Below are 14360 nucleotides of genomic sequence, written 5' to 3'. Positions count from 1 at the left end.
AAATAACATCAAATCGCTGTTGGAGGAGAAGCCCATGTCCCTGACCCGTCGGCGCGCCCTGCAAGCCCTGTCCGCCCTCCCCGCCGCGGGCCTGATCGGCGGTCTCTCGCGCCCGGCCCGGGCGGCCGAGTTCTCGCTGAAATACGGCAACAACCTGCCGCTGACGCACCCCCTCAACATCCGCGCCCAGGAAGCCGCCGACCGCGTCGCCAAGGAGAGCAATGGCCGGGTCGAGATCGTCATCTTCCCGAACCACCAGCTCGGCGGCGACACCGACATGCTCGCCCAGGTGCGCAGCGGCGCGCTGAACTTCTTCACGCCCTCCGCGCTCGTGGTCGCGACCCTGGTGCCGATCGCCGCGATCAATGCGGTCGGCTTTGCCTTTGCCGATTACGATCAGGTCTGGAAAGCGATGGACGGCGGGCTTGGCGCGCATATCCGTGCCGCCATGGCCAAGGTCGGCCTCCATACGTTCGAGAAGATGTGGGACAACGGCTTCCGCCAGATCACCAGCGGCGCCAAGCCGATCGAGAGCGCCAAGGACATGGACGGCCTCAAGATCCGCGTGCCCGTGTCTCCGCTCAGCATCTCCATGTTCAAGGCGCTGTCGTCCTCGCCGACCAGCCTGCAATTCAGCGAGGTCTATTCGTCGCTCCAGACGCGCATTGTCGACGCGCAGGAAAATCCGCTGCCGATCATCCAGGTGGCGAAGCTCTACGAGGTGCAGAAGTACTGCGCGATCAGCAACCACATCTGGGACGGCTTCTGGTTCATCGCCAACGCCCGCGCCTTCAACGCCCTTCCCGCCGATCTCAGGACCATCGTCAGCAACGCCATCAACGATGCCGGCTTGAAGCAGCGCGAGGACATCAAGACGTTCAATGCGACCGTGCAGGCCGATCTCCAGCGCAATGGAATGAAATTCACCACGCCTTCACCGGACTCGTTCCGCGCAAAATTGCGCGACTCCGGCTTCTACGGCGAATGGAAGGGCCGCTTCGGCGACGAAGCCTGGGCGCTGCTCGAAGGCGCCGTCGGCAAGCTGGCCTGAGCGCGATGACGATCGCAGAGCATCAGATGACGGACTATCTGGCGGCGGCCGCGCACCCTGCTTCCGCTGCGGGCACGCGCAAGCTTGCGAGCGCCTTGGGCACCGTCGACCGCTGGCTCGGTGCGGTGGTCGAGACCGCCGCGGCCGCTGTCGTGCTGGTCGAGATCGGCATCATGCTCGCCGGCGTCATCATGCGATACGTCTTCCACAGCCCGCTGATCTGGTCGGACGAACTGGCCTCGATCCTGTTTCTCTGGCTCTCGATGCTGGGCGCGGTGATCGCGCTGCGCCGGGGCGAGCACATGCGCATGACAGGCCTCGTCAGCCATGTCGGCCCGGGCGCGCGCGCCTTTCTCGACACGATCGCGGCGGTGGCGCCGCTAGCCCTGCTGGCGCTGATCCTGCATCCCGCCTTCGATTATGCGAGCGAGGAACAGGTCATCGTCACCCCGGCGCTCGAGATCAGCAATGCCTGGCGCGCAGCCGCAATTCCCGTGGGGATGACCCTGATGGTCGTCGTCGCCGCGATCCGGCTCGCGACGCATCACCGCCCCGCGTTGATCGTCGCGGCCCTTATCACCATCACCGTCCTGATTGCCGCGTTCTGGCTTGCCGGACCGCTGCTCGCCCCGCTCGGACGCTACAATCTCATCATTTTCTTCGTCGGCGTGGTCGCGGCCAACGTGTTCGCCGGCGTACCGATCGCCTTCTCCTTTGCGCTCGCGACCTTCGGCTATCTGGCGCTGACAACCAGCGTACCGATGATGGTGATGGTCGGCCGTCTCGATGAGGGCATGTCGCACCTGATCCTGCTCGCGGTGCCGCTGTTCATTTTCCTCGGCGCGTTGATCGAAATGACCGGCATGGCGCGGGCCATGATCCAGTTTCTGGCCAGCCTGCTCGGGCATGTCAGGGGCGGACTGTCCTACGTGCTGATCGGGGCCATGTATCTGGTCTCCGGCATCTCCGGCTCGAAGATCGCCGACATGGCCGCGATCGCGCCGGTGCTGCTGCCGGAGATGCAGCGGCGCGGCGCCAAAGCCGGCGATCTCGTCGCGCTGCTATCGGCCACCGGCGCGCAGACCGAGACCATTCCGCCGAGCATCGTGCTGATCACCATCGGCTCGGTGACCGGTGTCTCGATCGCGGCGCTATTCACGGGCGGGCTGCTGCCGGCCCTGGTCGTGGGCACCGCGCTCTGCGTGGTGGTGTGGCGGCGCTACAGGAACGAGGATCTGAGCCATGTGCGGCGTGCCTCGAAGCGCGAGATCGCAAAACTCACAATGGTCGCCCTGCCCGCCATCCTGCTGCCCTTCGTGATCCGCACTGCCGTGGTCGAAGGTGTTGCCACTGCCACGGAGGTCTCGACCATCGGCATCGCCTACGCCGTGCTGATGGGCCTTGTGGTCTACCGCCAGTTTCCCTGGCGGCGGCTGAAATCCATGCTGGTCGAGACGGCCTCGCTGACGGGCGCGATCATCTTCATCATCGGCTGCGCCACGGCGATGGCCTGGGGACTGACGCAATCCGGCTTCTCGCAACAGCTGGCGAAGGCGATGGCGGCGATCCCCGGCGGATCGTACGGTTTCCTCGCGATCTCGATTGTGGCCTTCGTCGTGCTCGGCAGCGTGCTCGAAGGCATTCCGGCCATCGTGCTGTTCGGCCCATTGCTGTTTCCGATTGCGAAGCAGGCCGGCGTGCATGAAGTGCACTATGCGATGGTCGTGATCCTCGCGATGGGCATCGGCCTGTTCGCGCCGCCGTTCGGCGTCGGCTATTACGGCGCCTGCGCGATCAGCAAGATATCGCCGGACGAAGGCCTCAAGCACATCTGGGGCTATGTCGCGGCGCTCTTCATCGGCCTCGCCATCGTCGCGGCCGTGCCGTGGCTGTCGATCGGCTTCCTCAAATTCTGAAGATCATGGGAATCATGCAATGAGCCGTTTTTTTGGTGAGATCCGGCAAGCCGGCTACGTCGTTGACGACATCGAGAAGGCCATGGATTATTGGAGCCGCGAGCTCGGCATCGGGCCGTGGTTCTATAATCCGCGGGTTCCAATCGTGAACTACCACTATCGCGGCAAGGCCTATGAGCCGCACAATTCGGTGGCGCTGGCCAATTCCGGTCCGCTGCAGATGGAGCTGATCCAGATCCGCAACGATGCGCCGTCGATGTATGCCGACTTCCTGAAAGCCGGACATAAGGGTCTGCAGCACGTCGCCTACTGGACCGAAGACTACGACGCCGATCTCTCCCGTCTCGAAGCGGAGGGTTTCAAGCCGGTCATGAGCGGCGAAGTCGGCGCGCGCGGTCGCTTCGTCTATTTCGACACGGAGTATCATCCGGGAACGGTGATCGAACTGTCTGAAGTCTCGGGACCCAAGGGCAAGATGTTCGACCTCATCCGCGCAGCCGCCAAAGGCTGGGACGGGCGCGACCCCGTGCGGCCGTTCCCCGATCTTACCAAGCTCTAGATTGTCTGCGCTCCCGTGACGCAAAATCCCGTTCGCATCGAAGCCGACTATCTGATCGAGACGCCAGAAGATCCGCGTCTTGCCGCGGAAACCATGGCGGGCGAGCAGTCGAGCGGCACGTTCGTTGCGGTGCCCGGCGAAACGCCGGAGCTGAAAGCGCGTGCGGCCGCCCGAGTCGAGAGCATCGAGTTGCTTGATGCAATCTCCGCGCCGTCGCTCCCGGTCGCCCGCCCGATCAACCCCGATGGCCCCTGGAATCGCGCGCGCGTGACGTTGTCATGGCCGCTCGACAATATCGGCGCGTCACTGCCCAATCTCGTCACGGCGATCGCCGGCAATCTCTGGGAGTTGCGCCAGCTGACCGGCCTGCGCCTGCTCGACCTGCGCCTGCCGCTCGCGTTTGCCGCCGCCTATACCGGACCAAAATTCGGCGTCGCCGGCACGCGCGAGCTGACCGGTGTCAGCGGCCGCCCGCTGATCGGCACCATCATCAAGCCGAGCATCGGGCTCAGCCCCACCGAGACGGCCAATCTGGTCGCCACGCTGTGCGAGGCCGGCATCGACTTCATCAAGGATGACGAGCTGCAATCGGACGGCGCCTATTGTCCGTTCGACGCGCGCGTGCGCGCCGTGATGCGCGTCGTCAACGACCACGCTGATCGAACCGGCAAGAAGGTCATGATCGCCTTCAACCTCACCGGCGAGATCGACCAGATGCGCCGCCGGCATGATCTGGTGCTGGCTGAAGGCGGCACCTGCGTGATGGCGAGCATCAACTCGGTCGGGCTCACAGGCATGGTCGAGCTCGGCCGCCACACGCAGCTTCCCGTTCATGCGCATCGCAACGGCTGGGGTGCGCTGAACCGTCATCCGGCACTGGGCTGGGACTATACGGCGTGGCACAAGATCTGGCGGCTGGCCGGCGCCGACCACATGCACGTCAACGGCATCGGGAACAAGTTCAGCGAGACCGATGACAGCGTGGTCACATCCGCAAGGGCGGCGCTGACGCCGATGTTCGCGCACAAGCCGTGCATCGCGATGCCCGTGTTCTCCTCGGGCCAGACGCCAGCGCAGGCTGCACCGACCTGGCGCGCACTCGGCTCGACAGATCTGATCTTCGCAGCAGGCGGCGGCATTCTCGCCCATCCCGACGGACCGGCCGCCGGCGTTGCCGATTTGCGCGCGGCATGGGACGCCGCGATGGCGAGTCCGCAGCCGTGAGCGGCGCGTCCGCCCTGCCCGACGGTCCACTCGTTGCTTTCTACGGCGACGATTACACCGGCTCGTCCGCGGCGATGGAGGCCCTCACCTTCGCGGGCCTGCCGACCATCCTGTTCCTCGAACCTCCGACGCCCGAACGTCTCGCTTCTATCGGGCAGTACCGCGGCATCGGCATCGCCGGCACGGCGCGCGCGAAGGATCCGGCCTGGATGGAGCAAAACCTGCCGCCGGCTTTCGCGGTGCTCGCAGGTATCGGCGCGCCGATCGCACACTACAAGGTGTGCTCGACCTTCGACTCCTCGCCGCAGATCGGCTCGATCGGGCGTGCGATCGATCTCGCGGTGCCGCAGCTCGGCGGAAGCTGGCATCCACTGCTCGTGGGATCGCCGGCGATGGGCCGCTATCAGATGTTCGGCCATCTGTTCGCGGCCGTGAATGGCGTCGGCCATCGTCTCGACCGGCACCCGACCATGTCGCGTCATCCGGTGACGCCGATGGACGAGTCCGATCTCGGCCGACATCTTGCAAAACAGACGGCGCGATCGATCGGACTGATCGACTTCGTCACCATGGCCAATGGCGGCGCGGATCTGGCGCTGATGCGCGCGAGGGGCGCCGGCACCGAGATCATCTCGCTCGACGTGTTCGACCAGGCCTCGCTGATCGAAGCCGGCCGCCTGATCTGGGAATATCGCGGCGAACGCCTCTTTGTCGCCGGCTCGCAAGGCGTCGAGCAGGCCCTGGTCGCCTATTGGCGGTCGGCGGGCCTGATTGCCGACAGCAAGCCCGATCTGCGCCTTGCCGGCGTCGAGCGCATCGCCTGCGTCTCCGGCTCCTGCTCGCCCGTCACCGCCGCGCAGATCGCCCATGCCGCGGACAACGGCTTCGATATCGAGCGGCTCGATGCGACCCGCGCCGTCGACGCGGCTGAATGGACCAGAGAGATCGGCCGCGCTGCCGAGCGTGCGCTCGCAGCACTCGCGTCGGGGCGCGATGCGCTCCTGATCACCGCAAGCGGCCCCGACGATGCCGCCATCGGTGCGCTCAACGCGGCCATCGAGGCGAGCGGCGCAACGGCGAGCGCAGTGAACGAGCGCATCGGCGCAGGGCTCGGCCACGCGCTGGGCTCCATTCTGGAAACCGCGCGGCTTCCTCGCGCCGTGGTCGCCGGCGGCGACACGTCCGGACATGCGCTGCAGGCGATGGGCATCTATGCGTTGACCGCGATCGCCCCTCTCGCGGAAGGCGCGCCACTCAACCGCGCATCATCGGATCGCGCGCATGCGAATATCGAGATCGCGCTCAAGGGCGGACAGGTCGGCGGGATCGATTTGTTCTGCCGGGCCAGAGACGGCGGTTAGCCGCCGCTAGGCGATCGTGATCTGGCCGATATTGGCTGTGAATCGCGGCTTCAACGGACCGGCGGGATCAGGGCGCGCAGGATGTCGGGCTTCCAGGCCTGACGGGCGCTGTCAAAGGCCGCGAAATCATGGTCGAACTGCCAATAGGCCCAGGCCCAGCCACGTCTGTCGGCGCTTCGCGCCACGAACGACAGGTATCTCTGGCGACTCTCGGATGGAGCCCGTTCGTATACCCCGAACTCGCCGAGATAAATCGGGCGCTTCTCTCTCTCCGACCACCGGCTGACCTTCTCGAAATCAGCGGCCGCCCTAGCTTCGTCGTCCGGACTGCCCCAATCCAGCGGCCCGATGCGCGCGAACGTCTCGGACCATGGCGCACCCTGATGCGTGAAGGGTATCGGCGCGTAATAATGAAAGGTGACGATGAGGTTCCTGTCGTCGGCGGGGAGAGCCAGATCGTCGATGGGAATCTCGTCAGTGTTGAGAACCGCAGCAATGACCCGCCGCTCGGGGTTGGTGCGGCGGATGATGCCGATACAGTCGTTGAGGAGTGAATTCCAGCTGGCGGACGTCATCTGTCCCCCCGGCTCGTTCAAGACCTCGAAGACGAGCCTGGGATATCTTCCGGCATAGCGCTCCGCGATCTGCCGCCAGAATGCCCTGAGCTTCTCGCCGCATTCGGATACATCACGCTGACAGACATGCGTGTCGTGTTCGTCGACGATGGGAACGAGGTTCCTGGCGAGGATTTCCTCGATGACGGCATCAAGCCTTCTCAGCACGGCCTCATCCAGCACGTTCCCGCGATCCATGAACTTGAAGCCGAAGAAATTGATCCTGACGTGCGAGAATCCGGCCTTTCTGATCGCCGTCAAATTGTCCAGACGGAACGGCGCGTTCTGACCGCCCTCCCAGATTCCGTCGTAACCGAGAATGTTGATCCCGCGTCCCAATTTTGCGGCATCACGCGGCACGACCTGCCCGGCGCCATGGGCGTCGGAGCAGAGCGATGCGAAGACGAAAGCAGCTGCGGCAAGATTGAAGCGTCTCGACCAGCGAGCGCGGGGGGCGGTCATCCTGCTTCCATTCCGTAAGGGTTAGAAATCGGTCTCCGGCACCGGCCTGCACGTTGCAAGGAGGAACGCCACGAGGAGCACCGACGTGAACATGGTCGAGCGAAGGAACGTCGTCTCGGTGAAATTGGTCTGAAAGCTGAGGGCGACAAATCCGATGATGAGGGCACAGTGCGCCCGGTGGATCGATCGTGCAGAAATCAAATAGAGAACCTTGTTCGAGAACAGAAGAACACTCGCTGCGAAAAGCACGTAGCCCAGGAACCCCGTTTCCATCAGAATCGCGATATAGCCGCTATGATAGTTGTCGAGCACCCAACCGTGGTTCTGCTCGAAATAATCGTAGATCGACGGGATCGTCCAGAAACCGTTGATTCCGAAGCCGAGCAGCGGCGCATGGTCGAAATGGCTTATCGCGTAGTGCCAGATGAAGGTCCGCTCGGTGAAATTGACGGTCGCATCGCCAATGTGGATGGCGTCGTATCCCGTCGCGTAAAAATAGACGATCAGGAGGCCGGCCATAACGCACATGACGAACGGCAGGATCGCATAGAGCCTCATGCAGCCGACCGACCACATCGACGTCACGAGCAGCGCACAAGCCGCCAGGGCGACGGCACCGGCGCCGCGCGATTCCGACGCGAGGACGCAGGTCGACGCCAACAGGAACGCGACGAGGAACGCCAGCCACCCCTGCCCCGTCATCTTCCGGTAGCAGGAGAAGAACATCAGATACGCACCGACAAAGCCGAGCGTCTGCTTCGATTCATAGACGCCCTGCCATTGACCATTGTGCATCCAGCTATGATCTATCCCGATATCGGGCACGGCGAGTGCGCAAAGCGCCGATGCGGCGACCAATATGAAGAGCCCGGAGGATGTCGCCTTCACGACATCGTCGATATCGATCCGCGTGATCATGCAGAACGCGCCAAACGTCGTCATTGCAAGAGCGGCGCTCTTCATGATGGCTGCGGCGTTCAGGGTGGTCCACAACACCGAGACGACCGCCAACGCGTAGAATGCGAGGAGCGCGATCAGATCGGGGTTGAACGCCAGCTGCAGGCGCGGGCGTACGAACGCGCTTGCGTAGATCAGGACGCTCCACATCAGCAGAGCGACCGCCTGTTGCAGATAAGTCAGTCCCGCCGGCAGTATCGCCGTATTGAATGTCCCCATCGACGCGACGACATTGACGGTGATCGAGACGCAGATGACGAGCCTGGCGATCTTCTCCACGCCGGCACTGCGCGTCTTCCAGATCGCGCTCGTGAGTGCCTCGGAGTCTCTCTCGGTCTGCAGGATGGCCATGAGGTGACTTTCCCTTAAGCTTGGTTAATTATCTACTACTGCGGGTTGATCTCCCGAGCCCCGACACCGCGAAATCTCGAAACTTCGGGGATTGATAACGATACGGCCCTGCTCGATGCGTTAATGCAAATCGCACCCCGCTGGTGCCTCGGCCGTCACGACCCTGCTATACAAGCGCGGGATCCGGCCCGATCGACTTCTCCGGGTTATCTGGTTTCCGTGGTCACGCATGAATAAGCCAAGCAATACATTCGATATCGCCATCGAGCAGGCGTTCGACTTCCTGTCTCCGGAATACGGAGCGCTGTTCGACAGCTCTGCCGCGACCGCGTTTCAGCATCCGCTCTGGCTGGACAGCCTCTACGCCAGGCTCGCATCCCATGCAGGCGCGACGCCGCTGGTCGTCGTGGTCCGTCGCCGTACGACGGGGGCGCTGGCGATGGTGCTGCCCCTGCTCCGAATCCGCCGCGGCCCGATCCGGACCATCGAATTCGCCGATCTGCGCGTATCCGACTATCTGGCGCCGGTCTGCAGTCCCGAGGTGTTTTCCAGCCTGCTGGAGGATGAAGCGGCCTGCGCAGAGATCAGGCGCCTCGCCCGCCCGTTCGATCTGCTCCGCTTGACCAAGCTGCCCGACGGACGGCTTCCGATCGAGAGCTTACTCGGCGCGCCACGCCGCGTCTCGATGGAGACGAACGCCTACGCGACCGTTCTCGTCGCCCCGTTCGAGCAATGGCGTGCCAGCGCACTGGATCGCTCCTATCAGAAGGAGCTCGCCAAGAAATATCGCCAGCTCCAGAAGAAGGGAGCATTGAGCTTCTCATGCTGCGACGACAGCGCCTCGATCTCCGAGGCGATGGACGCGATGAAGCAATATCGCGGCCCGCGCTTTCACGCCCAGGGCGACGGCGACCTGCTCCAGCGCCCCGAATATTACAGCTTCTATTCTGACGTGGCGGCCCGCGGTCTCGGCTCGTTCGTCCGACTCTACGCCATGAAGATGGACGGCGGCGTGATCGCCGCCGTGCTCGGACTGCGCCATCGCGGCAGCTTCCTCGTCATCATGAGCGCCTTCGATATCGACGGGTACAAGAGCCAATCCCTGGGCTCTCTGATGTTCGAGCAAGTGGCGAGGGATTGCATCGAGCGCGGCGATCAGATGCTCGACTTCACGATTGGCGACGAGCCGTACAAGAAATTGTTCGGCGGCCAGCCTTCGCCGATGTGGATGGTCACGCAGGCCGGCAGCACCGCGGGCGCCATCAGCCTGTTCGCGCTGAGGCAGGCTCCCTGGCTCAAGCTGGCGGCCAAGCGGCTATCGGATTTCAGGCTCCTGCCGGCCCGCACCCCGACGCCCACGCGCTAACCAAAACGCAAGCGAGCGGGCGCAGAGCTCAGGCGCGGAGCGCGCCGCGGACGCGTCCGAGCCAGCCCGGATGCATCTGATCGACACGATGCGTGAGACTGCGCCGCAGGAAGTGCAACCGCCGCCGCACATCCCATTCGATATCGTTGCGGGACGTCAGGGCCTGACGGAAGCGCGCCATTTTCAGCGACCGCTGGTCTGCCGCGAGCTTGTCGGGATCGGAGTAGAACTGCGAGATCTTCTTCGTGCCCATGCCGGCGCTTGCGAGCCAGCGCGGCGCGTGCTCCGTGCAAAGGCGATCGACGTCCACCAAGAGGCGGGCGACGCCCGTGCCGGCGGCGGGACAATTGGTCTGGAACGCATCGCCGATGAGGACGATTCCGGGCTGAAGGTGTCCCTCCACCACGGTCAGATCCATCACCCAGTTCTGCACCTTGTCGGTCACGTGGAAGTCGCCGAGGTAAGGCCGCAGTCCCGGCAGCAGCCGCAGGACGGTCGCTTCCGGTTCGCGGCGCAGCTCGCGCATGATCGGATCGGTCGGGTCACGGAACATGAACAGATTGGCCCGCATGCCCGATGGCACCGGGAACAGGCTGAGATAGTCGATGCCGTCAGCGGTGCGCTCGCCGTAACAGGTCAGCGCCTCGAAATCGAATGGCGTGCCATCGCGGCGGGCGATCGAAAAGCCGAACGACACCGAATGGCGCTCGGCCAGCACGCGCCGCTTGATGCCGAGCTTGTAGCCGAGGGCTCCCGCCATGCCTGTGGCGAGCACGACGAGCCGCGCCTCAAGGCGTCGTCCGGACGCAAGCTCGATATGCTGGACATCATTGCTGGGGCTGATTGCGGTGACTTCGTCGACGATCAGATTGGACGGATCAGGCAGCTGGCTGCGCGCCATCGCAACGAGGCCGGCATAGGAAAACCCGTAAGCCTGGCCGACGCTGACATCGACGACCTTGCCCTCCCGGATATTGAGCACCCGGTCATACCGGCAGGCGACGTTCTCGAGCGCATGGAGGAAGCCCAGCCTGCGGAACATCTCGAGCTGCTGGCCACCGAGCTTCTCGACCCGGAATTCGTCCGGATGCACCGCGCGCTTGTCGACGAGTGCGACGCGATGCCCCGCCCGCGCAAGCACGGACGCGGCGAGCGATCCCGCGAGGCCGCCACCGACGATCGCGATGTCTGCGACGATCGCCGCAGTCGCAGCTGCAGCGCTCGGCTCGGTCACGGGTCTATCCGTCGTCATGGTTTAGGGCTCCACGGTTAACGGTGGTTCCATGTGCAATTCCCTCGCCTGATGTCGTATCGCAGAGCCAAACGCGATCATTTCCGGCGATTGAGGTTAACGGGTCGCCGGACACATCCGTCCCGGCACGCGCCTTGCTCAGAAAGACCTCGAAATACTGCTGTCTCGTCAGACCAAGCGTCCGAATTCGTTCCAGAGAGGCCATTCCAATGCTCGAACAGCCGCAGGCCGGCCGGCTTCGCCCCGCATCTTGCACCGGCACGACATCGCGCCGCTTTTCGATCGAGCCGGTGCCCGGTCAATCTGGCACATCACGGACGCGGCTGTTCCGCAGTGAAGCAGCGGCGTACGACCTTCGTCGACGTCAGACGACGGGACCTCAAGACCGCGCATTAACACTCACATTTTTCCGGCATGCTAGGCTCTCGCCGTACTTGCAACGCCCATCTTCGGGGAACGCTCCGCATCTTCGATGATCGATTCCATTGTTCAATTTCTGCGGCGTGACGTCACGCGCGGTGTCGTCGGGACCATCCTCCTGAAGGTTGGCAGCGGCGCGCTCGCGTTTGCGTTGTTCTCGCTGGCCGCGCGAACGATGACACCCGACGGATTCGGTATCTTTGCGACCTGGCTTTCGGTTGCCCAGATCGCCGCAGTCGTAGGACTGGTCGGTCAGGAAGCATTGCTGGTGCGATTCCTGAACGAGTATGAGGTCGGCGACAGGCCCGACCTCACCAAGGGCCTCCTGCTCTCCAGCTTCAGGATTTCCGCCGTCGCGATGCTGATCGCGATCGCCGCGGTTGCGCTGGTTGCGCATTTCAGAGGGGATTTGTGGCTGCTGATCCTCGCCGTCTCGGCCTACACCGCCGTGAGTGCCGGATTGATGCTCGGCAGCCAGATCGCGCGCTCGCTGGTCAGCATTATCATGGGCGAAGGCAACCGCGAGTTCTTCTGGCGGGTTTTCGTCGTGCTGTTTCTGCTCGCCATGCTGTTCGGGCATCGGCAGCTCGATCCCGCCGAGCTGATCGCCGCAATGACGATTGCGATGTCGGTGGGCCTCGTCGCGCAGATCATTGCGATCGTTCGGGTGCTGCCGGATTTGCGCACGACCGCAGCGAATTCCGAAGCAACGCGCTGGCGATCGAGCGCGCTGCATTTCTGGCTTGCGTCCATCCTTGAAGTCGCGAACCAGTATTTCGACGTCATTCTGGTCTACTGGATGCTGGATCCGGCGACCGCCGGCATCTACTTCGCGGCGTCACGCCTCGCCAACATCTTCGCCATGCTCTCCGCCGCGCTCTACTCGTTCGGCGCGCGCCGGCTTCCTTCGCTCTACTTCAGCAAAAATCACCAGGAATTCGAGCGGACGCTGCAGCTCATGGCGGAAGTGACCGCGCTTTGCGTGGTCGCAGGCCTCGCGATGATCTGGATCGGCGGCCCCTATCTCCTCAACCTGTTCGGGCCTCATTTCACCGAGCAGCACTCGGTGCTGATCGTGCTCGCGATCGGAACGGCCATCCAGGCCGCGGGCGGCCCGTCGGCGGCGATCCTGCAGTTGACCGGCCATGAACGCATCTACGTCCCCGTCGTCGCCGCAAATGTCGCATTGAGACTGGTCGGATTCCTCGTCCTCATCCCCTGGCTCGGCGTGCTTGGCGCGGCAATAGCGGCCACCGTGTCGCTGGCGCTCACGACCATCGCGCTCAATATCTTGTGCCGCCGGCGAACCGGGGTCGATCCTTCGGTTCTCGTGCTGTTGCGCTTCTCGGCGTGGCGGCGCGGCCGCTATGCGGTTCGCGGCGCCGACTCCGCCGAATAGGCATCAACCGTACGATCGGCCTGGTTGATCCGCGACGGCGCGCGCGCGTCCCGTTGGTTAACGCGCTCGCTGCGCACGATCCGGGAACCAGCAGAATTCCCGCGAGAACGCGGCAATCGGCGGCTCGCGCATTAACTCCGTTTGTTGCTAGTCGGTGTCTGCCCGATGCCTGCGTGATAGGTACGGGGTTAAGAAGGTGAAGATTTCGTTTCTTTAGCGGTCGGGATCCGTGCTCCACTACCAGCCGAACAAGGAATTGGGCGAGACGACCGCGACAGAACTGGCGCGGCTGAACGGCAGCGAACGAAAGCTGCACGTCCTTCTCGTACAGACCCAGGCCGAGAACGCGGGCGCGCAGGAGATCTCCAGGCTTCTCGGCGCCGGCCTCTCCGCGCGCGGCCATCGCGTCTCCAACCTGTTTTTCTTCCGCAAATCGGATTCGTTCGACGAGCCGCCCGAGACGTTCTATTGCGCATCGCGCCGGCCGGGCAATCCGGTTGCGCTGCTGCGGATGCTGTGGACGCTTGGCGGTCATATCAGAGCCGGGCGGCCCGACGCCGTCCTGACCTTCCAGCATTTCGGCAACGTCATCGGCGCGGGCGTGACGCGCCTCGTCAGCCGCGCCCCTGTCGTCGCCAACCAGGTTTCATCCGCGCTGTCGATGAGCTGGCCGATCCGCACGGCCGACATCGTCATGGGCAGCGTCGGCTTCTTCGACCGCATCACGCTGAACTCAAAGGACATGGAGCGCGAGTATTCGCGCTACCCGCAGGCCTACCGGTCGCGCATGGTGCATGTCCCGCACGGCTTCGAGGACAAGGCCCTCATCCTGCCGAAGAGCGCCGCACGACAGAAATTCAACCTGCCGCCGGACCGCGTCCTGCTCGGCTGCGCGGCGAGGCTGCATCCGCACAAGCGGCTCGATGCGGCGATACGCCTCCTGCCGGACGAGCCGTCGTGGCACCTTACACTCGCCGGCCAGGGCGCCGACGAAGCGCGACTGCGGCAGCTTGCGGACGATTTGAAGGTCTCGGACCGATTGCATCTGCTCGGCGAAATCGCGCCACGCCAGATCGCGGATTTTCTCGCCTGTCTCGACATATTCGTGTTTCCGACCCAGGCCGAGACCTTTGGCCTTGCCGCCGTCGAAGCCGCCAACGCCGGCGTTCCCTCGGTCGTCACCGATCTTCCCGTGCTGCGCGAGGTGCTGTCCTTCGAAGGAAAGCCCACTGCCCTCTTTGTCGATGCTTCAGATCAAGCGAAGCTGTCGGCTGCCGTCTCCAGACTTCTGACCGACCAAGCACTGAGCGACGAACTGCTAAAGAATGCCAAAGGCCTGAGGTTGCGCTATTCGGTCGATGCGATGGTTGAGGAATACGTTCAAATCCTCAATCGGGTCGTCTGAGCCGATGCGTTGGAATAGGTTGG

The 14360-nt window shown here is 63.9% G+C and carries 11 protein-coding genes; 8 read left to right on the top strand and 3 right to left on the bottom strand.

Annotated elements, in window-relative coordinates; genetic code table 11:
- Nucleotides 1-34 precede the first annotated feature (34 nt).
- Genes ABIB99_RS21470 through ABIB99_RS21450 form a run of 5 tightly spaced genes read left to right on the top strand, consistent with a single transcriptional unit; the run spans nt 35 to nt 6111 of the window.
- A complete protein-coding gene (locus ABIB99_RS21470) occupies nt 35-1051 on the top strand; it encodes a TRAP transporter substrate-binding protein (protein ID WP_354177488.1) in 1017 nt (338 codons plus the stop codon).
- Nucleotides 1052-1056: 5 nt separating this feature from the next.
- The gene (locus ABIB99_RS21465) at nt 1057-2967 is read left to right on the top strand and encodes a TRAP transporter large permease (RefSeq protein WP_502917507.1); all 1911 of its coding nucleotides are present in this window, start codon (nt 1057-1059) and stop codon (nt 2965-2967) included.
- A gap of 19 nt (nt 2968-2986) precedes the next feature.
- Nucleotides 2987-3526, top strand: coding sequence for a VOC family protein (locus ABIB99_RS21460; RefSeq protein WP_014496479.1), 540 nt, complete (start codon nt 2987-2989; stop codon nt 3524-3526).
- Nucleotides 3527-3541: 15 nt separating this feature from the next.
- Nucleotides 3542-4750 carry a ribulose-bisphosphate carboxylase large subunit family protein gene (locus ABIB99_RS21455; RefSeq protein ID WP_354177486.1) on the top strand — a complete coding sequence of 403 codons (1209 nt, stop codon included), beginning with the start codon at nt 3542-3544 and terminating at the stop codon, nt 4748-4750.
- Nucleotides 4747-6111 (top strand): four-carbon acid sugar kinase family protein, encoded by a 1365-nt coding sequence (locus tag ABIB99_RS21450; RefSeq protein ID WP_354177485.1) that lies wholly within the window; start codon nt 4747-4749, stop codon nt 6109-6111. Before ABIB99_RS21455 ends, ABIB99_RS21450 begins: the two co-directional genes overlap by 4 nt.
- 50 nt (nt 6112-6161) lie before the next feature.
- Here ABIB99_RS21450 and ABIB99_RS21445 read toward each other — a convergent pair whose 3' ends face one another.
- A complete protein-coding gene (locus tag ABIB99_RS21445; RefSeq protein WP_354177484.1) occupies nt 6162-7187 on the bottom strand; it encodes a glycoside hydrolase family 5 protein in 1026 nt (341 codons plus the stop codon).
- A gap of 21 nt (nt 7188-7208) precedes the next feature.
- Entirely contained in the window at nt 7209-8495 is a 1287-nt protein-coding gene (locus tag ABIB99_RS21440; RefSeq protein ID WP_354177483.1) for an O-antigen ligase family protein, read from the bottom strand.
- Nucleotides 8496-8724: 229 nt separating this feature from the next.
- Here ABIB99_RS21440 and ABIB99_RS21435 point away from each other — a divergent pair, with 229 nt between their 5' ends.
- A complete protein-coding gene (locus ABIB99_RS21435; RefSeq protein ID WP_231144496.1) occupies nt 8725-9861 on the top strand; it encodes a GNAT family N-acetyltransferase in 1137 nt (378 codons plus the stop codon).
- A gap of 28 nt (nt 9862-9889) precedes the next feature.
- Here the strand turns inward: ABIB99_RS21435 and ABIB99_RS21430 are convergent, their stop codons facing one another.
- Nucleotides 9890-11113, bottom strand: a complete 1224-nt coding sequence (locus tag ABIB99_RS21430; RefSeq protein ID WP_354177482.1) for an FAD-dependent oxidoreductase — start codon at nt 11111-11113, stop codon at nt 9890-9892.
- Nucleotides 11114-11585: 472 nt separating this feature from the next.
- On the opposite strand from ABIB99_RS21430, the gene ABIB99_RS21425 reads away from it, so the two are divergent.
- Together ABIB99_RS21425 and ABIB99_RS21420 are read left to right on the top strand one after the other, a co-directional pair.
- Nucleotides 11586-12932, top strand: coding sequence for a lipopolysaccharide biosynthesis protein (locus tag ABIB99_RS21425; protein ID WP_354177480.1), 1347 nt, complete (start codon nt 11586-11588; stop codon nt 12930-12932).
- A 229-nt stretch (nt 12933-13161) separates the two neighbouring features.
- On the top strand, nt 13162-14337 hold the full coding sequence (locus tag ABIB99_RS21420; RefSeq protein WP_354177479.1) for a glycosyltransferase family 4 protein: 1176 nt from the start codon (nt 13162-13164) through the stop codon (nt 14335-14337).
- Nucleotides 14338-14360: the final 23 nt, after the last annotated feature.

The sequence above is a fragment of the Bradyrhizobium sp. LA6.1 genome, from assembly GCF_040547805.1.
Taxonomy (GTDB): Bacteria; Pseudomonadota; Alphaproteobacteria; order Rhizobiales; family Xanthobacteraceae; genus Bradyrhizobium; species Bradyrhizobium barranii.
This window is presented reverse-complemented; position numbering and strand designations above follow the sequence as displayed.

Bases quoted from the DNA above. Each gene is read 5' to 3' on its own strand.
- ABIB99_RS21470 (WP_354177488.1), top strand. From the start codon at position 35: ATGTCCCTGACCCGTCGGCGCGCCCTGCAAGCCCTGTCCGCCCTCCCC.
- ABIB99_RS21465 (WP_502917507.1), top strand. From the start codon at position 1,057: ATGACGATCGCAGAGCATCAGATGACGGACTATCTGGCGGCGGCCGCG.
- ABIB99_RS21460 (WP_014496479.1), top strand. From the start codon at position 2,987: ATGAGCCGTTTTTTTGGTGAGATCCGGCAAGCCGGCTACGTCGTTGAC.
- ABIB99_RS21445 (WP_354177484.1), bottom strand. From the start codon at position 7,187: ATGACCGCCCCCCGCGCTCGCTGGTCGAGACGCTTCAATCTTGCCGCA.
- ABIB99_RS21440 (WP_354177483.1), bottom strand. From the start codon at position 8,495: ATGGCCATCCTGCAGACCGAGAGAGACTCCGAGGCACTCACGAGCGCG.
- ABIB99_RS21435 (WP_231144496.1), top strand. From the start codon at position 8,725: ATGAATAAGCCAAGCAATACATTCGATATCGCCATCGAGCAGGCGTTC.
- ABIB99_RS21430 (WP_354177482.1), bottom strand. From the start codon at position 11,113: ATGACGACGGATAGACCCGTGACCGAGCCGAGCGCTGCAGCTGCGACT.
- ABIB99_RS21425 (WP_354177480.1), top strand. From the start codon at position 11,586: ATGATCGATTCCATTGTTCAATTTCTGCGGCGTGACGTCACGCGCGGT.